The organism is Algibacter sp. L4_22 (assembly GCF_023473045.1).
Lineage (GTDB): Bacteria > Bacteroidota > Bacteroidia > Flavobacteriales > Flavobacteriaceae > Algibacter.
The window spans coordinates 704,377-730,474 of the sequence record NZ_JAMCOK010000001.1 but is presented as its reverse complement, the minus strand read 5'-3'; the positions used below and the strand labels follow the sequence as shown (position 1 = coordinate 730,474).

Genomic DNA, 26,098 nt, shown 5'->3' with positions numbered 1-26,098 from the left:
ATAAGATATCATGAGTAAAGATATAAAACCAGTGAATTACGGATTAGAAAAAATATTTGAAGGCGCACAAGATTTCCTACCGCTTTTAGGAACCGATTATGTAGAATTCTACGTTGGAAATGCAAAACAATCGGCCCATTTTTATAAAACCGCTTTTGGTTTTCAGTCTTACGCCTATAAAGGCTTAGAGACTGGTTCTAAAGATTCTGTGAGTTATGTACTTACACAAGATAAAATTAAACTTGTTTTAACCACGCCTTTAAATAGTAAGTCGAAAATAAACGACCATATTGTAAAACATGGCGATGGCGTAAAAGTAGTTGCCCTTTGGGTGGAAGATGCTCGAAAAGCTTACGCTGAAACTACAAGCCGTGGTGCAAAACCGTATATGGAACCTACCGTAGAAACCGACGAACATGGCGAAGTAGTTCGTGCTGGTATTTACACCTACGGAGAAACTGTGCACATGTTTGTAGAACGCAAAAACTATAAGGGTACATTTTTGCCTGGATTCGTGGAGTGGAAATCGGATTATAATCCAGAACCTGCAGGTTTAAAATACATAGACCATATGGTTGGCAATGTGGGTTGGAATCAAATGAATGTTTGGGTTAAGTTTTACGAAGATGTTATGGGCTTTGTCAATTTTTTATCTTTTGATGATAAGCAAATCCATACCGAATATTCGGCCTTAATGAGTAAAGTGATGAGTAATGGTAACGGACGCATAAAATTCCCAATAAATGAACCTGCGGAAGGAAAAAAACGTTCGCAAATTGAGGAATATTTAGATTTTTACGAAGGTGCTGGTGTGCAACACATTGCAGTTGCAACAGATGATATTATAAAAACAGTGAGCCAATTAAAATCTAAAGGTGTTGAGTTTTTATCTACACCACCCGAGGAGTATTACAGAGCCGTACCTGGAAGATTAGAAGAATACAGCCACGAACTGCGCGAAGATATTGAAGCGCTTAAAAAATTAGGCATTATGATTGATGCTGATGAGGAAGGTTATTTACTCCAGATTTTCACAAAACCTGTAGAAGATAGACCTACTTTATTTTTCGAAATTATACAGCGCATGGGCGCTAAAGGCTTTGGTGCGGGTAATTTTAAAGCGCTTTTTGAATCTATTGAGCGTGAACAAGCTAAACGAGGAACGCTTTAAGTTTTACTACATTTTTTTTAATATTATTGATAATTATAATTTATAAAAACCCGCCGAGTTGTAAAAAACAAGGCGGGTTTTCTTTTGCGTTAGCGATTGAACGGCCTGTTTGAGCTCCCGACCTAAGGAGGAGCGAGTAGTGAAAGCGCGACCCTTTTGGGTAACGCCCAAATTAGTGTTTTTAAATCGGTCGCGTTTTGTTAACTTTGACACCGAATACAAAATTAGCTTTAACCTTGAACTTACAGGATATTCCGCGCGTAAAACACATTACGAAAGCGGATTTTTTAGAACAGTATTTTATTCCGCAAAAACCTGTGGTTATCGAACATTTTATCGATGACTGGCCTGCTTATTCTAAGTGGAATTTAGAATACATGAAGCAAGTTGGCGGCGATATTACCGTACCACTTTACGATGATAGGCCTGTGGATTTTAAGGATGGTTTTAACGAGCCACATGCTAAAATGAAACTTGCCGAGTATATTGATTTACTTAAGCGTGAGCCTACTAAATTTAGAATATTTTTATGGAATGCGTTAAAAGAGATCCCAGCTTTACAGAAGGATTTCACGTTTCCCGATTTTGGTTTACGCCTTTTAAAAGGTGTCCCTATGTTGTTTTTTGGTGGTGAAAACTCGCATACCTTTATGCATTATGATATTGATTTGGCTAATATTTTCCATTTTCATTTCGAGGGTAAAAAGCAATGTATTTTATTCGACCAAAAACAGAATGATTTTTTGTATAAAGTCCCACATTCATTAATTTCTCGCGAGGATATCGACTTTAATAATCCCGATTTCACCAAATGGCCCGCATTAAAAAAAGCAAAGGGTTATAAAACAGAACTTAACCATGGTGAAGTACTCTATATGCCCGAAGGTTATTGGCACTATATGCGCTACATTACACCTGGTTTCTCTATGAGTTTACGCGCTATTGCTAGAAACCCAAAAAACCTCGGACAAGCCTTATACAACCTCTTTATTATGAGAAATTACGATAACTTAATGCGCAGAATTAAGGGGCAAAATTGGATTGATTGGAAAAACGAACAAGCCATACTGCGTACAAATAAGCATTTATGAATTAAACCTTTGATTTTAAAAAAGTTGGTAATACCTTTGCCGACTTAAAATAAAACTCAAATCATGAATAAAAATTTAATAGTATTAGCATTAGTTATACTTAGCGTATCGTTTGCGCATTCGCAAGCATTTACAGGTAAGGGAGATAATAAATTTCAAGTTGGTGCTAACTTGCAAGATAATGGAACAGGACTTAACTTAAGTTACGATTATGGTATTGGCGAAAATATTTCTATAGGCCTATCGGGAACTTACGTATTAGGTGTTAATAATGATATTGATGCCGATTTTGGTGATCGTGCAGATCTTAAAGCGCGTTTTAATGCAAATCTTGGAAACGTAATTAATGTTGACGATAATTTTGATATTTACCCTGGTTTAAGTCTTGGATTACACAATTTTGGTGGGCACTTAGGAGCACGTTACTTTTTTTCTGATGGGTTTGGTGTTTACACAGAATTTAATACGCCTTTAGCAAAATATGATACTGGAAAATTAACAGCTGCGGAATCTTTAAACAACCAATTTACGGTTAATTTAGGTATGGTATTTAACATATAATTTTTAGTTTATCCTTATTTTTTTAAGGATGAAACTCACAAAAAAAGCTGATAGAAATTATTTCTATCAGCTTTTTTTTATGCCTTATTTTATTAATTCGTGCGCTTTTTCGTAAACCAAGTAAGACTCCCAACCGCGATATAGAAAATAGTCTACAAATTTTTTACGTTTCTTATAAACGTTGCTCTCTTTTATGGTTTCAACCTTTTTTTCGGCTAACTCATTGAAAATCTCGATGTAATCCTCATTTTCAATTTCGGCAAGTGCCTGATTTACATTAAATTTACTAATGTCCTTTTTCTTGAGTTCAAAAGATAATCGACCTTTGCCCCAATGCTTAATTCTGAACTTGCCGCGAACATAAGCCTTCGCAAATCGTTCTTCATTAAGATAATTATTTTCGATAAGATGAACGGTAACGACATCTACAATTTCGGGAATCATGTGCATAGAGATTAGCTTTTGCCTAACCTCTTGATGGCAACGTTCTTGATACGCGCAATAATGCTCCAGTTTTTTGGTGGCTTCTTGTAAAGTATAAGATTTTATGGAACGCTGCATAAGTAACAAAAATAACAATTAGATTAAATAAAATTGAAATTTACATAGTTTAAAACTAAAGTTTATCGATAAACAAAAGGTATTCAACGTATTAATTAGGCATTGCGTCTATACAAATACCCTTTAGCAGAAAAAACATGTAATTTTGCCCTTGTAATTACAGTACCGTTAGAAATTTTGAAAGTCTCTAACGGTGTTGTTACTACTAAAAATGAAAAGATAATTATTAAACCCCAAATGTTTTGAAAAAATTCTCTCTTTTAATATTAATGCTTTTAGCCTTTGATTTTGGCTTTGGGCAAGTTAAAATTACCGAAATCACGTTTGAATCTCCTGGAGGTTACACGACCTCTACTCCTGAATTCACAGATGGGTCTGGCGACTATTTCACAAGAACTAATGGTTCAAATATAAGTAATGGTGAAGTTTTTTTTAACCAACAAGGATCTTATTATTTTGGCGCACAAGATATAAACGGAGATGGAGTCGCTTTACCTGTCTCATTACTTATTAACGATATTGACATTACTGGATATACTAATCTTGAATTTAGAGTCCATTTGGCCGAAGATGAAGCTGCTGATGGAAAAGAAGATTATGATGATGCTGATTATGTACATTTTGGTTATGATATTGATAATACGGCCAGCTTCTCTCCCATGTTATGGATAGAAGGAACCGGAGGGTTTAATACAGCTCCATTTATAGACACTAATTTTGATGGAATTGGTGATGGGTTAGAAATAACAGACACTTTTACACAATTTACAGAAAACATTTCTGGAACAGGAACTCTTTTAGATATCGAAATTGTATTTAGACTTGAAGCAGGAGATGAAGATATTGCAATAGATAATATTGAAATTTGGGGAACACTTGTTCCTTGCCCAACAACCGTAACATGGAATGGTACTTGGAGTGGGACAGCAGACCTTACCACAGGAGTTATTATTAATGGAAACTACGACACTAGCGTCGAAGGTAGTTTTCAGGCCTGTAGCTTAACAGTTAGTACTGGAAACACTTTAACCATTGCAAACAATACTTTTGTTGAAGTTGAAACAGACCTAACTGTAGATGGAACCATCTTAGTCGCATCTCAAGGCGCATTTGTACAAAATGACGATTTAGGAACTATTACCTACAATGGCACCATTGAAGTTGAAAAAGTAACGGCCCCAACAAACAATTGGTACGAATACACGGCTTGGAGTTCGCCTGTAGTAGGAGAAGATATTGATAATGGTTTATATGAATCTAAATCGAACAGACGCTATAAATTTCTTAGCGAAAATTTTCTAGATGCTACGGCAGAAACTAACAACAACAATGCAACTATTGCCGGACAAGATGATATTGATGATAATGGTGACGATTGGGCTAATGTAAGCGGCACGACGATTATGGAAGCAGGTATAGGTTATGCATCTATGCACGATCCTGCAGGTTTTTCTGGTCCTTTTCCAGGTCCTTTTAATTTTAGTTACAATTTTGAAGGTGAATTTAATAATGGTGTTATTCCTGTAGAAGTTTACAGAAATGATTCTGAACTTAACGACACAAACTGGAATTTTATTGGAAACCCTTATCCTTCTGCTATTGATGCCGATTTGTTTTTATCAACCAACGATGGCACTACTAGTACAGCTGATTTAGGTGGAGCCATATTTTTATGGTCTCACAACACACCGCCTGCCTCTACTGCTAACGGTAACGAACAACTCAATTTTTCAAATAATGATTATGCTATTATAAATGGCTCTGGCGAAACTGCTGGAGGCGATGGAACTTTACCAATTGTAATAACATCAACAGGACATAGAGCAATTCCGTCGGGTCAAGCCTTTTTTGTAGGCTATTCAAACTCATCTCCAACAACATCTGTTTCTGGAGCTATTGCAACGGGCGAAGTTATTTTTAACAATGCAATGCGATTAACTGATATAACGGCAAATAGCGAATTTTTTAAAGGCACTAATTCTAAAAACACATCTAGCAGTACAACTATTGCAGATAAATTATGGCTTGATTTAACATCTGATAATGGTGTTTACAATCAAATTTTAATAGCTTATGTAAATGGCGCAACTAATGACGATGATGGTTTAGTCTTTGATGCTGATAAATATCCAACTAGCGGTGCTGCACTTTACTCTACCATAGAAGGCTCTATTAAAAAATTCGCCATTCAAGGGAAGTCTTCAGAAAGTATAAGTGAAGATGAGATTATCAATTTAGGCTTCAACTCGTTTATCAATGTAGAAACAGAATACACAATATCTATAGACAAACTACAGGGTGATTTTCTTGACAATAACACGGTCTATTTAAAAGATGATTTGCTTGACATCTCACATAACTTATCGGATAGTGATTATAGTTTCACATCTGAAACAGGAGAGTTTAAAGAACGTTTTCAAATTGTTTTTAAAGAGGACACTACGCTTTCGGTAAGCGATATAGCTACTAACGAAAATACGTTACAAATTATTCAATTAGATAACGACCAAGTAAACTTTAAAACAGGAACTAGCGAAACTATTAAATCGATTATTATTTACGATTTATACGGTAGAAAACTATACCAATTTGAAGGACAAAACAGTTCTGAAACGTTTAGGCTTTCAAACATAAATACTGCAGTTTACATTGCTCAAGTTCAACTTTCTAACAATGCTGTAATCACAAAGAAAGCAATAAAAAGATAATTAGGTTTACACCGAAATTACAAAGTGTACTTTAATGCTAAAATAACATTTATTCCAGCCGCTGCAATTCCAGAAGAATAGGTTTTGTAGCGTTTGTTGGTTATATTCTCTATACTTACCGAAACCGATGTAGATTTATGTATTTGGTATTGGCCTCTTAAATTAAGTGTGTGCCAAGCCGGAGAATAAGGGTTTCCGTTAGCATCCAGAGCATATATATAATCTTTTTCAATTTCTGAAGGCGCTAATTGATTATACGATAATTCGTTATTATAATTAGCAAAAGCATCTAGTTTCAACTTGTTTTTAGCCCACGTAATGTGCGTATTTCCAAAATATGGAGCAACATGCCTAATTGGAACTTCAATACCTTCATCTTCTTCTGTGCCACCAATAACGTTATATTGCGAAGTTAGTTTTAACTGTTTTGATATATGGTATTTAAATCCAACTTCAAAACCATAAATCCATGCTTTTGATGCATTCTGAATGGCTTGTACGTTACTTAATTCGCCATCGTACATAATTTCGGTTTCACCATTTAAACTATAATCTCGGCGCACCAAAGCATTATCTAAATACGTATAATAGGTGTTTAAATCTAAAATAACTGTGTCGTCGAAATTCAATTTTAAACCGAGTTCACCACCATAAGCGTATTCGGGTCTTAAATTATTGTTTGGAACTACCACCGAACCAGGTTCGGAATCGAAAACCTTACCAATATCGTCAATATTTGGTGCTCTAAAGGCCGAAGAAGCATTAAGCTTCCATTGTATGATATTATTTGGCGACCAGCTTATTCCTGCTGTGCCTGTAAGCGCACCAGCTTCATTTTTAGAAGTTGTAAAAGGTAAATTTAAATACACATTGTTTTCGGTGAAATCTGCTTTAGAAATAACATGATTAAAACGCAACCCAGATTGAAATACAAACTTGGTATTTGGTTTATATTTTATACTAGAATAAACCGCAGCAGATTGCCAAGTAGCACCATTGGGATAGCGAGAAACTGTTGATGTTAATATGTTTGTATCTATGTTTTCTTCGGAACCAATTGATGATACTTTATTATAAACATACTCGAAACCGTAAAAGAATTGCATTTTAGAGTTTATAGTTTTTTCTAAATCTAAATTGAATGAGTAAGCGTCTACAGCTTCTTCCCGAATGCTCCTGATGGATGATTGAAAATCGCGATCCATTCTACTTTCTTCAAAATTTTGATACGCCATTGTCGCATTTATTTTATCGTAAAGATTAGAATTACTACTCAATTTAGTGATCTGCAAATTAGACATAAACCAATTTTGTGGTCCATAATTCCATTCTGCAGAGCGTAAAGTGCCACTTCTATATCGAATTAAACGATCGTATCTAGGAATATTAGACGATGTGGTGTAAAACAAACCTAAATCGAAACTTAAATTCTCCAAAGGTTCATACCTCACTTTTTGCATTAAATTTAATTGATTGTAACCCGAATACTTTTGCTGTAATGGATTCGAGTTTTCTTCAATAACATCGCCATCACTGCTTGTTACAACATATTCTGGCCTTAAATAATCGTCTGGGCCGTTTTTACCCATTTTTAAATCGCCAAAATTGGTATAACTGGCACTGGTAACAAATGCCAGTTTTTTATAACCCAAATTAATATCGAAATGCCCTGTATTTTCATTACTTGCGGAGGCGTATCGTGCAACAATATTCGATTTAATTAAAAGGGAATCGGTGTAAGATAATTGAGGTTTTCGGGTATAAAAACTCATAACACCACCAACAGCATCACTTCCATAAATTACCGATCCTGCGCCTAGAGTTACTTCTGTGTTTTGTACTGAAAAAGGATCTATTGCAATTACATTTTGAAGATTTCCGCCTCTAAAAATAGCGTTGTTCATACGTACACCATCAACGGTAATTAATAATCTATTGGTTGAAAATCCTCGAATCATTGGGCTACCTCCTCCCATTTGGCTTTTTTGCACATAAACTTGCCCCGTGGTTTCTAATAAATCTGCACTAGTTTGTGGGTTTGTAAATTGTATGTTTTCCGCGTTTAGACTTACTATTTTTTGCGGAATATCTCTTTTGCTTTGTTCGAATTTTGAAGCTGAAATAACAATTTCCTGAAGTCCTTCGGTATTCGATTCAAGAAATATTTTTTTTAACGATCCAATCTCTACTTTGGTAGTTTGCTTTAAAACGTGGGATAGGTGTTTAAAATAAATAACTTCGGTATCTTGAAACTCACTCAACGAGGCTTCGCCTCTAAAATTAGTAACTTCCGATTTCGATTTATCGACATTATAAATAGCAACTCCAAAAATAGGCTCTTGGGTTCTTTTATTAAGCACCTTTACATTTTGAGCACAGGATGCCCAAATTAAAAAAAAGAAAAATATGCTATAAAAAAATTTCATGCTTAATTAAAAACTTGATTAAAAATCTTTAATGATTTTGGTGTTTTAAAACTTCCCAATTGTAGTTCGAAATATAGCAAAATCATATTTAAAAACGATTGCCTTTGCCTCGCATTAATTTTCACGTCTTGTAAGGTATCAAATGTTGTTTCCAATAGTTTTTTAAGCAGGTTTAAATCTTCACCTGTTATAGTATTTCTGAAGTCTTGCTTAATTTGAAATTTACCTTCAACTAAATTAAAATGATTTAATTCTCTATCGATGACATCAGGATAAAAGCCTAAATACTTCGTTAAATTTAGTAAAAATAATAAGTGAAAATTAGCGTAATCACTTTGTTCGTCTAGCCATAATAAAGTAGTCTCTAAATAGCTAAATAGGATTTCATTAGATTCTTCTTCGCGTAAAGCACTGCTTAAAACCTCGGATAGAAACATGACAATAGCACTTTTTAAAACATGCGTATGTAAACTACCATATAGATGATTTAACCTCACCTCGCTTAAACTTTGCAGCGAGCGACTTGATTTATAATTAACAGTAATTTGCAACTGAGATAACAATTGAAAGTATGCAACTTTGGTGCTCCCCTTTTTACTTTTTAAAACACCACGAAGTAAAAAACTAACAACACCTAATTCTTTGGTATAGCATTTTACTATTAAATCGCTGTCTCTATATTTTAGTTTAGACAACACTATGGCGTTGGTTTTAACTAACATTACCTAACTACCATTAGTTTAACAACCTTAGTTTCGAAAGTATCTAAATCGGAAATCATAACTAAATACACTCCAGAAGACACAATATTATTTGCCATATTTTTTCCATTCCAAAATACGGTTCCACCATCTATTTCAAGGTTGTAGTTATTATATCTTAGATTAATTCGAGATTGCGCTTCGGCTACCAAATTACCTTCTATATCCGTAATTTTGATATTTACGTTATCGGAAATATTTTTAATAGTTACCTTTTTTTCAACGATATTAAAGTTTGGACGCACTGGGTTTGGATAAGCGTAAACTGATTCTAAATCTTCCGTTGTACTTGAGCCTCCCGACTTAAATGAAACTAAACCTTTACTTGTAGCAAAATAAATGAGGCTATTAGTCTCATCGATAGAAATATCATTGACATCGTTTGAAGGCAATGGTGAATTATCGGTTGTAAAATGATATATAGTTTCCTGCCCATCTGAAGATAGATAAAACACACCGGCTCCAATAGTGGAAATCCATTTATTGTTTCCTCCATCCACTTTTATATCTGAAATATATTGATCTGATAGGAGTTCTTTTGCAATACCATCTTCAATAATTATAATCTCATCGGTAGCAACATTTTCATCTGTAAAAAATCCAGATGTATTATATAAAACTCTTAAACCAATATCAGTACCTATCCATAACTGATTTCTATTATCTAAAGCTAATGCTCTTACTGTTTTAATAGGTAAATTACCATCGAGTTCACTAATATTTTTAATTAACGGACTTCCGTTATTTTCATTAAAACCAATAATACCTTTAGAAAAACTTGCTATCCATTTTGTACCATTATCATCTACAATTAAATCGCTAAACCCTAAATTATCATTTATTGCATCATCAATTATATCTTCAAAACTATAAGAAACCCATTGATTACCAACCGGGTTATATGATTTCAAAGGTTCTTCGACTAAACTCGTTATAGTCCACAACAAACCATTATTATCAAATACAGACCCACCAACTCTTATACTTCTATAGTTTGAATTCCCTGGTAATTGAAGCGATTCTAACGCACTATTTGTTTCATCATACAAAACAGTAGGCTCGTCGTTATTAAACTCCAATAAACCTTGAAAAAAAGAACTCACAAACACTTGATTGTTGTTTGAAGGATTAACAGAAACATAATTTAAATGAGTAGCTCCTAACAAATCACTATAAGCTGTATTTATCCAAGTTCCATCGTTTAAATGACTGATGCCTTTACTACCAGAAAGCGGCTTGTAATACAAAGAATACTCTCCATAAGTAACCCATATACCATTAGGTTCGGATTGAATTAAAAAAGGAGCATTTAACAAAGGACCATCTGGATGAATTTCTTCATAATTAGCAAGATTTGATAAAGATGTAGATAAAACACCAAAATTATCTGTACCGATATAGATATTATCACTAGCAACTATGGCCGCATTAAAATCGGTATCATAATCTGTGCTTTTTGAAGCTTGGGATACTAAATTAAAATCGATATCATAAACAAAAACATTATTTTTAGTTGTTATAATTAAGTTTTGTTCTACAGTAACCGCTTTTAAAGGTGTATCGGTAAACACAAACAAACTATTTAACACATCATTATTAACCTCGTATATTCTTTTACTTGTATTTATAGCATATAATTTATTTTGGTTTGCTTCTACAGACAAAAAATCACCACCAGTTACTAGCTGCCAATTTTTATAATCGATTAAATTTGGGCTAGCAATAGCAGCTTTTTTCAAACCACCACCATCGCGGCAAGCTGCATAAATATAATCACCAAAAACAGTGGTTTGACTTACTTCTATCTGACTTCCTAGGTCTCCAATAAAATAAGTATCTCCAAACTCTAAACGCTCTAGATCGAATACAGAAATACCATAACCTGTAGACAAATAAATAAAATTTTCATAAGCATTAATATGATTAATTTTTTTATCGCCATCGCCGATAGTAGATTTATTTACAATATCTACTACGGTTAATACATTATCGTCGTCGTCGAAAACAATTTCAATTAAACCATTTTCGTAAGCAACCACTAACAACGCATAGACATCACTGTAATATATGGTTGAAATGGTTTCACCCGATAAGCCATTAATTGTGGTAATTTCTTCTAATTCTTTAGTTTGTGGGTCGAAACTAAAAATAGCATTTTCTGAAGCTGCATATATTTTATTATTTCCAACTACAACATCATTGACTTGATTGTATGAAAAATAACCATCCCAAATATTCGAAAAATCTTGAGCATACTGCACCAATGGCAAAATATAAATTAGAAAAATTATTAATTTTTTAAGCATCATTTTTAAGTATAAACAAGGTTTTCCGTTTTCCAAAATATTTATCGGATTATTCCATAATTTATGAAATTTCAAAAAAATTATTAATTTTAGATAGAATCCTTTGATAAAACCACTAGTAATTTAATTTGATTCAAATATATTTATAACTAACGAGTTTTGCTTCAAAAAAATATATTATAGCCCTTAAAGTTAAGATTAACAGCTAAATTTTTTATTCTAAAACAAAAAAAGCCTTCTGCAAAAACAGAAAGCTTTTTTTTAAAACCTATTTTTTAGACTTTATACCACTCCTTGTGCTAACATGGCATCGGCCACTTTTACAAAACCAGCAATATTTGCTCCACGAACATAGTCTACATATCCATCTTCATCTTCTCCAAACTCTAAACATGATTTATGAATATCGGACATAATATCCTTTAATTTACTATCTACTTCTTCTCTTGTCCATTTAAAACGTAATGAATTTTGAGTCATCTCTAAACCAGAAGTTGCTACACCACCAGCGTTTGAGGCTTTACCTGGCGCGAATAATATTTTTGCTTCATGAAATACCGTAATAGCATCCTTTGTAGATGGCATATTAGCACCTTCGCTAACACAAATACAACCATTTGAAACTAAAGTTTTAGCATCGTCTTCATTTAATTCATTTTGCGTAGCGCATGGTAATGCAATATCACATTTAACTCCCCAAGGCGTTTTTCCTTTTACAAAAGTTGCGTTCGGGTAGCTCTCTAAATATTCACTAATTCTGCCACGTTTAACGTTTTTAAGGTTCATAACAAAGGCTAGTTTATCAGCATCTATACCATCTTCATCATAAATATATCCAGAAGAATCAGAAAGTGTAAGCACCTTTCCTCCTAATTGAAGCACTTTTTCTGCAGCATACTGCGCCACATTACCAGAACCAGAAACTACAACTGTTTTTCCTTCAAAACTATCTTTTTTAGTTTCAAGCATTTTTTGTGCAAAATAAACATTGCCATAGCCTGTTGCTTCAGGTCTAATTAACGATCCACCCCAAGACATTCCTTTTCCTGTTAACACGCCCGTAAACTCATTTGAGAGCTTTTTATACATACCAAACAGAAATCCAATTTCGCGAGCTCCAACACCTATATCACCAGCAGGAACATCTGTATTTGCGCCAATATGTCTAAACAATTCACCCATAAAGGCATGGCAAAAACGCATAATTTCGTTATCACTTTTCCCTTTTGGATCAAAATCACTTCCGCCTTTTCCGCCACCCATTGGTAACGTGGTTAAACTATTTTTAAAGACTTGCTCGAAAGCTAAAAACTTTAAAATACTCATATTTACAGTTGGATGGAAACGCAATCCGCCTTTATAAGGACCAATGGCAGAATTCATTTGAATTCTATATCCACGATTTACTTGAATTTCGCCAGCGTCATCTACCCAGCAAACCCTGAATGTAATGACACGCTCCGGCTCTACCATCCTTAACAAAATATTTTTGCCGTAATATATATCGTGTTTAACAATGTACGGAATTACAGTTTCCGCAACCTCTTCTACAGCTTGTAAAAACTCAGGCTCATTGCCATTTCGTTCTTTTACTAGATCTAAAAATGCTTTAATGTTATTTTTCATTTAATATAAAATGTATTAAAAATTATATAATATACAATTATCGGATGCAAATATACGTTATCTTTAAAAATATAGTGTTATTTTTTAAAAATTCGCAATACAAGTTTACACTTTATTAGCTCTAAGGTTATAAACATTTGTTAGTTCGATGAGATTTTCTATATTTGCTTTTATTAATGCCTCAAAAACAGTATATTAATTATGCTTAACTTAAAGCGTTTAGCTTGTTTTATTTGCGTGTTTGCTACCTACCAAACAGCATTTGCCCAACTGGGATTTTCTCACGAAATTGGTGTTATAGCAGGCCCAGTTCAATTTAGATCGGATTTTGGACAACGCGATAACTCAAGTACAAATTTTGGTAATTCAGGCTTTGGAATTGGAATTGTTCATTATTTAAACTTTTCTTACGAAGCCGATTGTAATTGCTACACGACAGACACCTATTTTAATGATCATTTCAAATTACGAAACGAAATATCTTACAACAAAAGTAATTTAGAACATGTTGGACATTGGGTTGATGCGAGTAAAAACTCAGCAGAAGCCAACCAATTAAGAGGCCATAAAGGCGTTGCAGAAAATTTTGATATTGGTACCCAACTTGAATTTTATCCTTTAAGCATACGCTCATTTCAATCTTTTGATCCTAGAATAGCTCCTTTTGTTAGTTTAGGAATTCACTATACGGCCTTTTCACCAAGTGTAAGCACTACTTACGCAAACCCAGATCCTACAGCTATAGGTGATGTCACAGATGCTAGTAATTTTTATTCTCAATGGGATCCTGGTTCTGTAGATGCTACAGCAGGTGGCACTTGGTCTACAGTATCTAGTATTGGAATACGATATAAGCTAGATCGCGTATCAGATTTAATGATAGATTTAAGAGGACAATTTTATTTTAGTGACTGGGTTGATGGACTTAACCATCAATTAGACTATAATAAAAACAACGATTGGCTTATTTGGCTTAACGTTGGTTATATTTATTACTTAGATTAATAAAACTCAATTTATATAAAAGGGAAAAGGCAGGTATTTAAATAAAATATCTGCCTTTTCCCTTTTAGAATCAACATAAGGTTCCATACCTATTTTTGAAATATTCCCCACTAATGTTTCTCTTAATATTATTACCTTTTAATTCGGTGTATTCAAATGCAATAATTATCTTTAATGTTGCTAAATAACACCATCCATGCTTAAAACGAATTCACTCTTTTTTATTTGCTCTCTCATGCTATTATTCAGCTGTAAAGACGATATAGACACTACTTTTGAAGATATAAATATTACAACAGAAGAAAATACCATTGTTGAAGTTAACATACCGAAAGCTCTAGGAAACACATCAATTTCTAATGCTATTAACTCAGCAATTAATAAAGAGGTTATAGCAGATTTGCATATTGGAGAACCAGAAAGTATTCGCACAACTACTATTAAAGAAAGTATTACAACTTTTAATAAAGAGTTTGATAACTTTCAAACCGATTTTCCTGAAACGACTCAAGTATGGGAAGCACAAATTGATGGTGAAATCATGTTTACTTCACCAGATATTATAAGTATTGCCCTAACATCATATACGAATACAGGTGGTGCGCATGGTATGCTAAAAATTTCATTTCTAAATTTTGAAGCTTCAACTGGAAAAACAATTTCTAATGAAAATTTAATAAACGATATCGAAGCTTTTAAACAAATAGCCTCACCCTATTTTAAAGAAGCCACAAAAGATAAAGATATATTTGAATCGGAATTAGACATTTTTAATTTACCAGAAAACATGGGTTATAACGACGAAGGCATTGTTTTACTTTATAATGCATACGAAATCGCCCCATATTCAACAGGTATTATAGAATTCGAAATTCCTTTTAATGAAATTGAGAGCTACTTAACCTTTAACGGCGCGAGATAGTGCAAGAATATAACCAAAATGCATCCCTTCGTGAACCAAATCAAACTGTAATGCATCATCAATACTTCTTAATGTATTTCCTGTGGTAGATACTGTATACTCGGTATAATTTTTAAAAACGCCTGTTTTATAATCTGCTTCTAATTTCGTAATAGTAGAAATTAATAGACCATTAATTTCATCAACCTCAGCTTGAGTAACATCACCTTCTGGTTTGCTATCTTTTTTGTATTTACCAATCATCTCATCACTAACAACCATTGGTAAGCCAGAAAGCTTATAAACTAAGACTTGAGTAGTAACTACCATATGAGCTATATTCCAAATAATATTATTATTGAATCCTTCTGGAATTTTATTTAAATCCTCTAAAGTATTATTTTCAATATGTTTTTGTGCCATAGCACGAATATTAGCTAAGATGCCGAATGTAAATTGCATATTTTTAATTTTTGCATAAATATACTTCTAAAACAAAATACAGGCTAAAATAAATTCATTTTATTCAATAACATTTTCTAAATCAATTGGCATAAAACTGAAAATTAGCTTTATTTTGCTTTAAATAAAAAGTTATGAAAAAAGTATATTACTTAAAAACGTGTAGCACTTGTATTAGAATTTTAAAAGAATTGGATCTTCCTTCCAATTATATTCTTCAAGATATTAAAACAGAACCTATAACCGTAACTCAATTAGAGGAAATGGAAGCTCTTTCTGGAAGTTACGAAGCCTTATTTAGCAAACGCGCTAAGCTTTACAAAGAAATGGATTTAAAAAACCAAGACTTAACTGAACGTGATTACAAACAATACATTTTGGAGCATTACACTTTTTTAAGCCGCCCAGTAATTATAAATGAAGCCGCTATTTTTATAGGAAACTCTAAGAAAACTGTTGAGGCTGCAAAACAAAGCCTTTAATATTTTATTTGAAATCCCTTATTTTCTAATCACAGTTTTAATCATACTATGATCGGAATTTCTTGTATTTATCTTTTCAGAATTTATGATTTTCAAATCTTTAGACACCCAAATATGGTCAATAGATAACAACGGCATATTCCAAGGCCAAGTTTCTCTAAAACCATTACCTTTTTTGGAAAAAAAGTGATTGTAATGATCTTTTAAATCATTTAAAAACCTAGATTCGTAAGGCACATTAAAATCACCTAAAACAATAGTGTTTTCGGTGTTTTTTACAATTTTGTTTTCAAATTTAAACTCCCAAGTTTTAGGCACATCTAGACTTGCTGTCATGTCCACAACATAGAAATTAATACCCGCAGAACTAAACTTAATTACTGCTGAATTAAATTTCGATACCTGCTCTATTTCTATATCAATAGGTGTTTTTGAAAAAATATCAATCTGAAAATCAGATTTATAAAAATAATATTCAGGGTATTTTTTCTTTACTCTATCTAAGCTAATTGCTTTAGCTTCATTTAAAACCATAATATCCGGAATCCCTTCGTTCTCTAAAAAAGCTGTTTTAAAACTATTAGCTCTAGCGCAATTCCAAAACACAACTTCAACATCATTCTCTATCACATCTTCAGGAAAACTGATACTAAAGCTTCTAATAAACCATAAACATAATAGTAACCCTGCTAGGATTAAATTGTACTTTCTACGCTTTCCAAGAAAAATAGAAAACATTAAAATAACAACAATTATGATAGGTAAAGGAAATAGGTAAAACCAGTATTCTAACTTTTGTATACTATCTTTTAAAATAAAATGAAGTATTAATAATACAGAAACAGTTATAATGTTTCCAATAAATAGAATTTTACTTAAAACCCTAAGTATTATCTTAAACGGTACCCTTTTGCTGCCCACCATGGATGTATTTCAATTTCTAATCGTTCCGCTTCTACCATTGGATCGGATTTCGCTAAACTATCTGCCATTTTTAAAGTTGGCACATTATAGATGGTTATACCTCTAATATCACCATCATCACCAAAAGGTCCAGAAATATCTGCATAACCCAACTCGTACATTTTAGATAAATGTTCTAGATGGAGCTTTTGCAAACGTTCACTCTCCTCTTCGTTTTGCATATGGATCTCACTTTTTTTCAAAAATGCCATAAAATACTGTTGCATAAGTATGGTATCCTTTGTTTTTTCATCAACGTAATCAAAAGTTTTAAAACCTTTGGCTGCTAATTCTTCTTTTATTTGTTTAATTGATTTTTTAACAGGCACTACAGGAACTTCAACAATAATGGTGTCAGTTTCTTTTAAACCCATTTCATCAACAGATTGATTTCCTTGTTTTGTCTCATTCTTACAAGACCCTAACAATAAAACACATAACAATGGTAGTATTATTTTTTTCATCATAAATAATATTAAAGTTCTTTATTCCAAGATTTAAAAGGTTGTTTACTTAATAGCGAATTATAATATCTAACATCTCCGGTAACTTCTACTCCCAACCAATCTGGTTTTATATACGTTTCGTTTTCACTATTCAGTTCTATTTCTGCAACAATTAAACCAGAATTTTCGCCATAAAATTCATCTACCTCAAAGATATGGTTTCCTTTTTTTATTTCATATCTGGTTTTATCAATAATTGAAGGTTCACATAAATCTAATAGCGCTTCCGCTTCAACTTTTGGAATTTCTTTTTCCCATTCAAAACGAGATACTCCATTTTTAGAAGATATACCTTTTACCGTTATAAAACCATGTTCTCCTTTTAACCTTACACGAACCGTGCGCTCTTTATTGGTGTTTAAAAAACCCTGACTTATTCGTGTTTGTTTGAAAGCCTCCTCTTTAAACGCTTCCGATTTTACTAAAAATTTACGTTCTATTTCTACCATAGGAAATTCCGCGAAAGCGAAAATATTTTAAAAATATTAAGTTTAAGAACTGCCCTTAAATATGAATTGATAAATTTACACTATGTTAACCGATTTACCAATAAGAAAAATTATTCATGTGGATATGGACGCCTTTTATGCGTCTGTTGCGCAATTGGATAATCCTGAATTAATTGGTAAAGCCATTGCTGTTGGCGGAAGCGGCAGGCGTGGCGTAATTAGTGCAGCCAGTTACGAAGCCCGGAAGTTTGGTGTAAAAAGTGCCATGTCTGGAAACTTGGCCATTAAGCTTTGTCCGGAATTAATTTTCGTAAAAACCGATTTTGAACGCTATACCTCTATCTCCAAAAAGATTAGAAAAATATTTCTCGATTATACCGATTTAGTAGAACCGCTTTCCTTAGATGAAGCTTACCTCGATGTTACGCAAAATAAAAAAGGTAATCCAAGCGCCTCTATGATTGCTGAAGAAATTAGAGCGCGTATTTTTAATGAAGTAGGCTTAACAGCTTCCGCAGGAATTTCGATTAATAAATTTATTGCCAAAATTGCCAGCGATTACAATAAACCTAACGGACAAAAAACAGTAAATCCAGAAGAGGTTATTCCGTTTTTAGAAACACTAGATATTAGAAAATTTTATGGCGTTGGTAAGGTTACTGCCGAAAAAATGTATCAAAAAGGTATTTTCACAGGCATGGATTTGAAACAAAAATCTATAGAATTTCTAGAAGAACACTTTGGGAAATCGGGCAGCTATTATTACAACGTTGTTCGCGGTATACATACTAGTGAAGTGAAGCCAAACCGGATTAGAAAAAGCTTAGCCGCCGAACGTACTTTTAGTGAAAATTTATCTTCGGAAGTTTTTATGATGGAAAGATTAGAACAAATATCTGAAGAAGTTACCAAACGCTTGTTAAAAAGTAAAGTTGCAGGCAAAACAGTGACTTTAAAAATAAAATACAGCGATTTTAGTTTACAAACACGTAGCAAAACACTCCCTTACTTTATAAGTGATAAAAACATTATTCTAGAAACAGCCAAAGATTTACTGTATCAAGAAAAAATGAGTAACTCGGTGAGATTATTAGGTATTTCTCTTTCTAATTTAAATACAGAAACCAAAAAAGTCCCAGAACCGAAAAGTGTTAGCGCTCAGCTAAAATTTGGATTTTAAAAATTTAAGATCTTTATTAAAAAGCGCTGAAATTTAACTTTTTTAACACTTTACAACATGTTTTAACTGTATTTACACGAATAAACACACAAATTCAACCCACCTTACTATTTAGAATAATTAAAAATAAGTAGATAAAACTCAAATATTCTTAATGAGAGTATAGAATTTCTTGTAAATAAAAAGTAAATCTACCATTGCATTAAATTATCATCAAATCTGTTATTTTTATTTGGACTAAATATAAATAAGAGTAGTTTTGTAAAAAAATTACTCATGCCATCAGTAAAAATATTTTCAACTTTCTTATTGTTCTTCTTCAGTATTCTTACTTTTAGCCAAGACGGAGATCTATATGGTAAAGTTAAATTTGACAGCAACGAGCCGGTTTTAGGAGCCTATATTATTTTAAAAGGTTCTAATTTTCAAAAGGAAGCAAACTCAGATTTTAATGGTGATTTTTACTTCGAAAGTATCCCTTACGGAAATTACACGCTTCAATTTCATTCTTTAGATGCTAAAGTTAAAACTGTAGATGTTACCATAAATACTTCAGAAAAAAAAGTAGATATTTCATTAACATTTGCCTCTTATCAAGATTTAAAAGAAATAAAAATTGCAGGTAAAACCGTAAAAAGACAAATTGAAGATAAAGGCTTTGCTGTAAATGTTATTCAAACAAAGGAAGCTAGTATTAGAAACATTCAAACAAACGATTTACTGAACACCACAGCTGGTGTAAAAATTCGCCAGAATGGTGGTTTAGGTTCCAATGTAGAATATAGTTTAAACGGCTTATCTGGTAGTTCTGTTAGAATTTTTATTGATGGTGTTCCAATCACCATGTATGGTTCTTCTTTTAGTCTAAACAGTATTCCAGCCTCAATGATTAAAAATATAGAGGTTTACAAAGGTGTTGTTCCTGGACATTTAGCAGACGATGCTTTAGGTGGCGCCATTAATATTGTACTTCATAATTCTACTCAAAACTACTTGAATGCTTCTGCTTCTTATGGATCATTTAATACATTTCAAACTAATGTAAACGGTTTATATAGATTCGAAAAATCTGGTTTTACGGTTAAGGCCTCTGTGTTTCATAATTATTCTGACAATGATTATAAAGTTTCCGGACGCAGTGTTGTGGTTACTGGTTTAGGTGGTGTGCAAACCCCAATTACTGCAAGACGATTTAATGATGCATATAGATCTACAGGTGGCATGGCACAAATTGGTTTCACAAACGTAAAATGGGCAGATCAATTTTTTGTTGGAGTAACAAGTTCCGATGATTACAAAGAAGTGCAACACGGCGCTTTTATGACCATCACACCATACAAAGATCGTTTTTTAGAGTCTGATGCATTGATAGGTAATTTAATTTACAAAAAGAGAGACCTTTTTACAGAAGGCTTTGATGTAAATATAAATGCTTTGTACGGTAAACGACACCGAACTGTAAATGATACCATCGCTGCTGCATACAGTTGGAATGGAGAAAGAGCAGTAGATTTTAGAGGAGATGAACACGAATATACTTGGGGTTCTCAGCAAGAAGGCGGACCAACTCTAGCAAAAATAGAAAGGAACGTCGCCGCTGTTAGAACCGGTTTATCTTATACCATAAACGAGCATCATAAAGTACTATTCAACCATGCATACTCTGGTATTGACAGAAAAGATAGCGATGCCTTAAGGACGGTTTTAGAAAACACCTTTATGGGTACTAGAGATTTATATAAAAATATTTTTGCTTTAACCTACGAGTTATCTGCTATTAACAACCAATTAAAAACGAGCATATTTGGTAAACACTATAGCCAAAAAACTTTGAGTATCGATCCTACCATTGCAACAGATAGTGAAGGAAATGATACCGTAGTTGATGAAGTTGTAAGCGCTAACAATAAGTACGAAGGTTTTGGTTTTGCAGCCTCTTATGCTATTACACCAACGGTTAGCTTATTAACATCGGCCGAAAAAGCTATTAGATTACCTAACGAAACGGAAGTATTTGGTAACGATGGTGATAATGTTGTTGCAAACCCAAGCTTAAACCCAGAGGTTAGCAACAATTTCAACTTGGGTTTTAGATTTGGTAGATTCAAAATAAAAAAACATGCTTTTACCATTTCGACCAATGCTTTTATAAGAGACATAAAAGATAGAATTGGATTACCTATAGAAACATCTTTAAACGTAGATGACGAATTAATTTTATACGTTAATCAGGGTAATGCAAAATCTAAAGGTATAGATACACAACTTAGCTACACGTACAATAAAAACTTAGGTTTTAATTTTAATATATCTCGTTTCGATTTAACAAGTGAAACCGCCAACGGAACAGAATTCGATATTCCGAACACACCCTTTTTCACAATGAATGGTAGTTTGAGGTATTCATTCAAAGAACTTATTCAGAAAAAATCTTTATTAAATCTTTTCTACTCTGTGTATTTCACAGACGAGTTTTCATACTTAGTGTCTCAAGGCTCTAACACCGTTGGTGACGATTTCTTTAAAGTACCCGAACAATTAGTTCATGATTTAGGCCTTACCTACTCTTTCCCTAATAAAAGATTAACGATGAGCTTCGATATTAAAAACATTTTTGACGAGCCCGTTTACGATAACCTTTCGGTACAAAAACCAGGACGTGCTTTTTATCTTAAACTGAATTATACAATCAACAAATTTTAAATCAACTCTAAAAACATGAAAAAACAAATTTTAAACCTTAAAACCTTAGCCTTGCTATTTAGTATTTTATTATTGGCCTTTAGTTGTAGTGATGACGATGCTCCAAAAGAAGTTATAGACGAAATAAGTGAAGAAGGAAGTAGATGGATAACAGTTGCAGCCGCTAGAATGGGTGAAGAACCTGGCGATGGTAATGGCGGTACTTTAATTTACTCCGTTAGTAGTGAAGACGCTAAAGACCCAACAGTATCTATTGAAGCTTTTGAAAATGGATTTATTGCACCATCAAACAGAACGGCGCGTTTACAATCATCTGAAGATGGTAGTACTATTTTTAACATTAGCTACGCCGGTGATACTGGTGGTAACTATACTAAATATCTTGTAGAAGGCGGACAAACCTTTACACAAACCGGAACAGAAATTAGTATTGCGCCTTACGTAGGAACAGCTCCAAGATGGATTAAATTATTCGATGGCGACCAAACAGGTGCTGCCGTTTACGTTTCTACAGAACATGAAGCTGATGCTGATGGTAACTATACTAGAACTAATGCTACTATTGGTGTAGTAACTTTAGATTTAGAAAACTCGCTAATAAACAACTTCCAAGAGCACGATGTGCCTTTAACAGCTGAAGAAGAAGCTCTAGGTTACTATGTTTCTAGAATTGATATGCCAACTTTAAATGCTGCTGGCGATAAATTATATATTGGTGCACGTTTAAGTAAAGTTGACCCTGCCACTACTGAAGGCGATAGCGATTATGAAATTTTAGGATCTAAAACGATTGTTTTAGATTATCCTTCACTTTTAAATCCAACTGTAATTACATCAACTGTAGGACACGGAAACACTAATGGATACCGTAGTATTAACGCATTTCTTTATAACGGAAGTGTTTATCAAGCTAACCAGAATGACCCTGAAGGTTCTCATATTTTAAAAATCAATGCAGATAATACCTATGATGATTCTTATGATTTTAATTTAGATGAAGCTTTAGGTATCGAAGGCGCTTATATTCTTGCTTGGAGACCTGCCTCTAACGGAAAAGCTGTATTAGCTTACCGTCATGATGGTTCTGCGGAAGGCGTTGCTGGAGCTCAAGGATTTTTTGCTCTTGTTGATTTAAATACTAAAACAGCTCAAAAAATTGAAGATATCCCATATCACGAAGATTTCTACTTATTCCAATACCAAGGTTTTGCAGTTGATGGAACAGAAATATACCTAACTCAAGCTCCTGTTGGACAAAATGGAAACATATATGTTGTAGATACCGAAACTGGTGTTGTAACAAAAGGTGCAGAATTAGTTAATGTAGAAGGAAGCCACTTTATAGGAACTTTCTAATAAACAAGCCATATAATTACAAACAAAAAACGCCAATAGATTTAAATCTATTGGCGTTTTTAATATAAAAAATTTAAGTTTTAAATGCTACAAGAAGTAATCTCTGTAACTCTTAAAGTATTTACCATACCTTTATCTTGAATTGGCATAGCAGCTAAACTAATTAACATATCACCAACTTCTAAATGACCTTTTTTACAAGCTATTTCATTAACATCTTCGATAGTTTCATCGGTACTAACGAACTTATCATAATAAAACGCATGAACACCCCAAAGTAAACTTAAACGTGTTAAAATTCGTTTATTTGATGTAAAAACTAAAATATGACATGAAGGTCTCCAAGCTGAAATTTGAAATGCAGTATAACCACTATTTGTTAAGGTAGAAATAGCTCTAGCATCAATTTCGTTTGCCATAAGCGCCGCATGATAACAAATTGATTTTGTAATATACCTATTTGTTCTAATATGCGGTGGTAATTGCGGCACCTTAATTAATTCAGAATCTTCAACACTTTTTAAAATGTTGCTCATTTGTCTAATAACTTCCACAGGATATTTACCAACTGATGTTTCACCTGAAAGCATAACAGCATCGGCACCATCCATAACAGAATTGGCAACATCATTTACTTCTGCTCTTGTTGGTGTTAAACTATCTATCATAGTTTCCATCATTTGCGTAGCAATAATTACCGGAATTCTCGCTTTTTTAGCACGTAAAACCAATTGTTTTTGGATTAACGGTACTTCTTCTGCAGGAACTTCCACACCTAGATCTCCACGAGCTACCATAATACCATCACAATGCGTAACAATTTTATCAATATTCTCTACAGCTTCTGGTTTTTCAATTTTAGCAATAATTGGAATTTTATGTGTACCATGTTTTGCTATTAAATCACGTAATTGTATTAAATCTTCAGCATGACGCACAAACGATAATGCCATCCAATCTACATCTAGTCCTATAGCAAAAATAGCATCTTCAATATCTTTTTCTGTAAGTGCAGGTTGAGATATGTTTGTATTTGGAAGATTTACTCCTTTTTTAGATTTTAATGGTCCACCTTGAACAACTCTTGCTAAAACTTCAGATTTTCCGTCTGTAGAAACAACCTCAAAAAGTAATTTTCCGTCATCTAAAAGAATACGTTCACCTGGTTTCGCATCTTGCGGAAACCTATCGTAAGTCATGTAAACACGCTCCTTAGTTCCTACAAAACGTTCACCCGTAGCGAAAATAATTTCGTCACCAGGGTTTACAAAAACATCTTCTTCCATAACTCCTACACGAAGTTTCGGACCTTGTAAATCACCTAAAATGGCGGCAGTAAAACCAAACTCTTCGTTTAACTCACGAATCATGGTGATACGCTCAGTCACATCTTTATAATCAGCATGAGAAAAGTTAATTCTAAATACATTAACACCTTCTTCAAGCATCGCTTTTAGTACTTCTTTCGTGCTTGTAGCTGGCCCTAGGGTTGCTACTATTTTGGTTTTTTTTCTTGTTGCCATTAGCTAAAAATTAAATTGTCTTTTGATTTTAATTGATTTGTATCAATACTATAAGCAGTTGCAATTAAAGATATTTCTAAAATATTATCTAAAATATATTTTTCTTTACTTGAACTGAACTCGTTTTCTATTTTTAAAAAATAATTAACACGCTTATATTCTGGTATTAAATGAATTGTTTTTGTTATTTTTTCTTGATTATCAAATAAAGATTCATAACTAATTTGTTGAAAACTCTCGGTTTTACAAGTATTAGACACTAAACTCCATGTGGTTAGCTGCTTTTTATCTTCCCATTCAAATATAGAATAGTTAGATTTACCCTTGTTAAAATCTAAATCCTTAGACCTTCTAGCAAGTTTTATCTTTAAGTGTTTATTAAGAAGAAAGGCCAGACGGTAGTCCTCAATCGAGCAATGCATTGCTACTAATATGTATGATACATCGTCAAAAACATCATCAAGTATCAGTTTATGAACAGCCATAACTTCATTTTAATATTTGTAAATATAGTATATATAACAATTACTAAATACATTTTATAACGAATCTTAATAAGAATCGGTACTAAAACGTTATAGTTAATTTTATTTTCTAGTAGAGCTTAAGTTTAGCTAAACTGTTTTAGTAATTTTATTTTGAAAAACGAAAAAAGCACGCTTTGAAGCTTTTTCTTCTGCTTTTTTCTTTGAAGTTGCTCGCGCTTTCGATACAACCTTATTATCTATAGATAGCTTAACCGAAAAATGCCTAACATCATCATTTCCCGTATCTTCATAAACGTTATACCCAAAAGTCTTCTTTTCTTTCTGGCACCACTCGATAAGCAGACTCTTATAACTAATAACTTTACCTTCTAAGGTCGCAATATCAACATAAGGCAAAATTACGCGATTATAAATAAATTTTTCGCAATACTTATAGCCTCTGTCTAAAAAAATAGCTCCTACTAAAGCTTCAAACAAGTTACCGTGAATATTATCGCCAAATTGGCCTTTTGGTATTTTGCTTTCTACTAAATCAATAAGTTTTAAATCCTTACCTAACTCGTTTAAATGTTCTCTACTTACTATTTTAGAGCGCATTTTGGTAAGATAACCTTCATCGCCACTAGGCACTTCTAGATATAAGTGAGAAGCAATAACTCCGCTTAACATGGCATCACCCAAGAATTCTAATCGTTCATAATTAATAGCATTTCCTTCGCTATCTTTTATGTTCATAGAACGGTGTGTAAAAGCCTTTCTGAAATATTTTATATCCTTAGGTTTAAAACCAAGAATTTGATTTATTTCCATAAAAAAATTCCCGCTGCGTTTAAAACGGGAATTTAATATGTTACGAATGTATTTCATTC

At 33.1% G+C, this 26,098-nt stretch carries 22 protein-coding genes; 10 read left to right on the top strand and 12 right to left on the bottom strand.

What is annotated here, in order from left to right:
- Window positions 1-10 precede the first annotated feature (10 nt).
- The 3 genes from hppD to M4I23_RS03085 all read left to right on the top strand — a co-directional run bounded on the left by hppD (window position 11) and on the right by M4I23_RS03085 (window position 2,823).
- Complete coding sequence (gene hppD / locus M4I23_RS03095; protein WP_249753419.1) at window positions 11-1,171, top strand: 4-hydroxyphenylpyruvate dioxygenase; 1,161 nt, start codon at window positions 11-13, stop codon at window positions 1,169-1,171.
- Between the two features lie 236 nt (window positions 1,172-1,407).
- Window positions 1,408-2,262 (top strand): cupin-like domain-containing protein, encoded by an 855-nt coding sequence (locus tag M4I23_RS03090; RefSeq protein ID WP_249753418.1) that lies wholly within the window; start codon window positions 1,408-1,410, stop codon window positions 2,260-2,262.
- A 63-nt stretch (window positions 2,263-2,325) separates the two neighbouring features.
- Window positions 2,326-2,823: a DUF6646 family protein gene (locus M4I23_RS03085; protein WP_158846731.1), complete on the top strand. Its 498-nt coding sequence runs from the start codon at window positions 2,326-2,328 to the stop codon at window positions 2,821-2,823.
- 84 nt (window positions 2,824-2,907) lie between these two features.
- Here the strand turns inward: M4I23_RS03085 and M4I23_RS03080 are convergent, their stop codons facing one another.
- Complete coding sequence (locus M4I23_RS03080; RefSeq protein WP_158846729.1) at window positions 2,908-3,384, bottom strand: regulatory protein RecX; 477 nt, start codon at window positions 3,382-3,384, stop codon at window positions 2,908-2,910.
- Between the two features lie 242 nt (window positions 3,385-3,626).
- Between M4I23_RS03080 and M4I23_RS03075 the strand changes: the two genes are divergently transcribed.
- Window positions 3,627-6,092, top strand: coding sequence for a T9SS type A sorting domain-containing protein (locus tag M4I23_RS03075; protein ID WP_249753417.1), 2,466 nt, complete (start codon window positions 3,627-3,629; stop codon window positions 6,090-6,092).
- A gap of 17 nt (window positions 6,093-6,109) precedes the next feature.
- Here the strand turns inward: M4I23_RS03075 and M4I23_RS03070 are convergent, their stop codons facing one another.
- The 4 genes from M4I23_RS03070 to gdhA form a co-directional block, all read right to left on the bottom strand.
- Window positions 6,110-8,518: a TonB-dependent siderophore receptor gene (locus M4I23_RS03070; protein WP_249753416.1), complete on the bottom strand. Its 2,409-nt coding sequence runs from the start codon at window positions 8,516-8,518 to the stop codon at window positions 6,110-6,112.
- Between the two features lie 2 nt (window positions 8,519-8,520).
- Window positions 8,521-9,240, bottom strand: coding sequence for a DNA repair protein RecO (gene recO, locus M4I23_RS03065; RefSeq protein ID WP_158846723.1), 720 nt, complete (start codon window positions 9,238-9,240; stop codon window positions 8,521-8,523).
- On the bottom strand, window positions 9,240-11,660 hold the full coding sequence (locus M4I23_RS03060) for an ABC transporter substrate-binding protein (protein ID WP_249753415.1): 2,421 nt from the start codon (window positions 11,658-11,660) through the stop codon (window positions 9,240-9,242). The genes recO and M4I23_RS03060 overlap by 1 nt, the downstream gene beginning before the upstream one ends.
- 207 nt (window positions 11,661-11,867) lie before the next feature.
- Window positions 11,868-13,211, bottom strand: a complete 1,344-nt coding sequence (gdhA, locus tag M4I23_RS03055) for an NADP-specific glutamate dehydrogenase (RefSeq protein ID WP_158846721.1) — start codon at window positions 13,209-13,211, stop codon at window positions 11,868-11,870.
- 201 nt (window positions 13,212-13,412) lie between these two features.
- Between gdhA and M4I23_RS03050 the strand changes: the two genes are divergently transcribed.
- A complete protein-coding gene (locus tag M4I23_RS03050) occupies window positions 13,413-14,216 on the top strand; it encodes a glutamate dehydrogenase (RefSeq protein WP_158846719.1) in 804 nt (267 codons plus the stop codon).
- A 235-nt stretch (window positions 14,217-14,451) separates the two neighbouring features.
- Entirely contained in the window at window positions 14,452-15,138 is a 687-nt protein-coding gene (locus tag M4I23_RS03045) for a DUF3298 and DUF4163 domain-containing protein (RefSeq protein WP_249753414.1), read from the top strand.
- On the opposite strand, the gene M4I23_RS03040 is transcribed toward M4I23_RS03045, so the two are convergent.
- Window positions 15,115-15,579: a DinB family protein gene (locus M4I23_RS03040; protein WP_158846715.1), complete on the bottom strand. Its 465-nt coding sequence runs from the start codon at window positions 15,577-15,579 to the stop codon at window positions 15,115-15,117. The genes M4I23_RS03045 and M4I23_RS03040 overlap by 24 nt on opposite strands.
- A 134-nt stretch (window positions 15,580-15,713) precedes the next feature.
- Here M4I23_RS03040 and M4I23_RS03035 point away from each other — a divergent pair, with 134 nt between their 5' ends.
- A complete protein-coding gene (locus M4I23_RS03035; RefSeq protein WP_158846713.1) occupies window positions 15,714-16,061 on the top strand; it encodes an arsenate reductase family protein in 348 nt (115 codons plus the stop codon).
- A gap of 18 nt (window positions 16,062-16,079) precedes the next feature.
- Here the strand turns inward: M4I23_RS03035 and M4I23_RS03030 are convergent, their stop codons facing one another.
- The 3 genes from M4I23_RS03030 to M4I23_RS03020 all read right to left on the bottom strand — a co-directional run bounded on the left by M4I23_RS03030 (window position 16,080) and on the right by M4I23_RS03020 (window position 17,979).
- Window positions 16,080-16,799 carry an endonuclease/exonuclease/phosphatase family protein gene (locus M4I23_RS03030; protein ID WP_249753413.1) on the bottom strand — a complete coding sequence of 240 codons (720 nt, stop codon included), beginning with the start codon at window positions 16,797-16,799 and terminating at the stop codon, window positions 16,080-16,082.
- Window positions 16,800-16,951: 152 nt separating this feature from the next.
- Complete coding sequence (locus M4I23_RS03025) at window positions 16,952-17,488, bottom strand: YciI family protein (protein WP_249753596.1); 537 nt, start codon at window positions 17,486-17,488, stop codon at window positions 16,952-16,954.
- Between the two features lie 11 nt (window positions 17,489-17,499).
- Entirely contained in the window at window positions 17,500-17,979 is a 480-nt protein-coding gene (locus tag M4I23_RS03020; protein WP_249753412.1) for a CYTH domain-containing protein, read from the bottom strand.
- Between the two features lie 82 nt (window positions 17,980-18,061).
- Here M4I23_RS03020 and dinB point away from each other — a divergent pair, with 82 nt between their 5' ends.
- From dinB to M4I23_RS03005, 3 genes are all read left to right on the top strand, one after another.
- Window positions 18,062-19,159 (top strand): DNA polymerase IV, encoded by a 1,098-nt coding sequence (gene dinB / locus M4I23_RS03015; RefSeq protein ID WP_249753411.1) that lies wholly within the window; start codon window positions 18,062-18,064, stop codon window positions 19,157-19,159.
- Between the two features lie 276 nt (window positions 19,160-19,435).
- Window positions 19,436-21,862, top strand: coding sequence for a TonB-dependent receptor (locus M4I23_RS03010; protein ID WP_249753410.1), 2,427 nt, complete (start codon window positions 19,436-19,438; stop codon window positions 21,860-21,862).
- A 15-nt stretch (window positions 21,863-21,877) separates the two neighbouring features.
- The gene (locus M4I23_RS03005; RefSeq protein ID WP_249753409.1) at window positions 21,878-23,218 is read left to right on the top strand and encodes a hypothetical protein; all 1,341 of its coding nucleotides are present in this window, start codon (window positions 21,878-21,880) and stop codon (window positions 23,216-23,218) included.
- A gap of 80 nt (window positions 23,219-23,298) precedes the next feature.
- Here the strand turns inward: M4I23_RS03005 and pyk are convergent, their stop codons facing one another.
- The 3 genes from pyk to rnc form a co-directional block, all read right to left on the bottom strand.
- On the bottom strand, window positions 23,299-24,741 hold the full coding sequence (gene pyk, locus M4I23_RS03000; RefSeq protein WP_158846701.1) for a pyruvate kinase: 1,443 nt from the start codon (window positions 24,739-24,741) through the stop codon (window positions 23,299-23,301).
- Window positions 24,741-25,226, bottom strand: coding sequence for an IPExxxVDY family protein (locus tag M4I23_RS02995; RefSeq protein ID WP_158846699.1), 486 nt, complete (start codon window positions 25,224-25,226; stop codon window positions 24,741-24,743). Before M4I23_RS02995 ends, pyk begins: the two co-directional genes overlap by 1 nt.
- 129 nt (window positions 25,227-25,355) lie before the next feature.
- Entirely contained in the window at window positions 25,356-26,096 is a 741-nt protein-coding gene (gene rnc, locus M4I23_RS02990) for a ribonuclease III (RefSeq protein ID WP_158846697.1), read from the bottom strand.
- Window positions 26,097-26,098 lie beyond the last annotated feature (2 nt).

Excerpts from the sequence above, each read along its gene's own strand:
- M4I23_RS03025 (WP_249753596.1), bottom strand. The coding sequence starts at position 17,488 with ATGAAAAAAATAATACTACCATTGTTATGTGTTTTATTGTTAGGGTCT.
- pyk (WP_158846701.1), bottom strand. The coding sequence starts at position 24,741 with ATGGCAACAAGAAAAAAAACCAAAATAGTAGCAACCCTAGGGCCAGCT.
- M4I23_RS02995 (WP_158846699.1), bottom strand. The coding sequence starts at position 25,226 with ATGGCTGTTCATAAACTGATACTTGATGATGTTTTTGACGATGTATCA.
- M4I23_RS03045 (WP_249753414.1), top strand. The coding sequence starts at position 14,452 with ATGCTATTATTCAGCTGTAAAGACGATATAGACACTACTTTTGAAGAT.
- M4I23_RS03005 (WP_249753409.1), top strand. The coding sequence starts at position 21,878 with ATGAAAAAACAAATTTTAAACCTTAAAACCTTAGCCTTGCTATTTAGT.
- M4I23_RS03080 (WP_158846729.1), bottom strand. The coding sequence starts at position 3,384 with ATGCAGCGTTCCATAAAATCTTATACTTTACAAGAAGCCACCAAAAAA.
- recO (WP_158846723.1), bottom strand. The coding sequence starts at position 9,240 with ATGTTAGTTAAAACCAACGCCATAGTGTTGTCTAAACTAAAATATAGA.
- M4I23_RS03035 (WP_158846713.1), top strand. The coding sequence starts at position 15,714 with ATGAAAAAAGTATATTACTTAAAAACGTGTAGCACTTGTATTAGAATT.
- M4I23_RS03020 (WP_249753412.1), bottom strand. The coding sequence starts at position 17,979 with ATGGTAGAAATAGAACGTAAATTTTTAGTAAAATCGGAAGCGTTTAAA.
- M4I23_RS03040 (WP_158846715.1), bottom strand. The coding sequence starts at position 15,579 with ATGCAATTTACATTCGGCATCTTAGCTAATATTCGTGCTATGGCACAA.
- hppD (WP_249753419.1), top strand. The coding sequence starts at position 11 with ATGAGTAAAGATATAAAACCAGTGAATTACGGATTAGAAAAAATATTT.
- M4I23_RS03085 (WP_158846731.1), top strand. The coding sequence starts at position 2,326 with ATGAATAAAAATTTAATAGTATTAGCATTAGTTATACTTAGCGTATCG.
- M4I23_RS03030 (WP_249753413.1), bottom strand. The coding sequence starts at position 16,799 with ATGTTTTCTATTTTTCTTGGAAAGCGTAGAAAGTACAATTTAATCCTA.
- M4I23_RS03050 (WP_158846719.1), top strand. The coding sequence starts at position 13,413 with ATGCTTAACTTAAAGCGTTTAGCTTGTTTTATTTGCGTGTTTGCTACC.
- M4I23_RS03010 (WP_249753410.1), top strand. The coding sequence starts at position 19,436 with ATGCCATCAGTAAAAATATTTTCAACTTTCTTATTGTTCTTCTTCAGT.
- rnc (WP_158846697.1), bottom strand. The coding sequence starts at position 26,096 with ATGAAATACATTCGTAACATATTAAATTCCCGTTTTAAACGCAGCGGG.
- dinB (WP_249753411.1), top strand. The coding sequence starts at position 18,062 with ATGTTAACCGATTTACCAATAAGAAAAATTATTCATGTGGATATGGAC.
- gdhA (WP_158846721.1), bottom strand. The coding sequence starts at position 13,211 with ATGAAAAATAACATTAAAGCATTTTTAGATCTAGTAAAAGAACGAAAT.
- M4I23_RS03070 (WP_249753416.1), bottom strand. The coding sequence starts at position 8,518 with ATGAAATTTTTTTATAGCATATTTTTCTTTTTTTTAATTTGGGCATCC.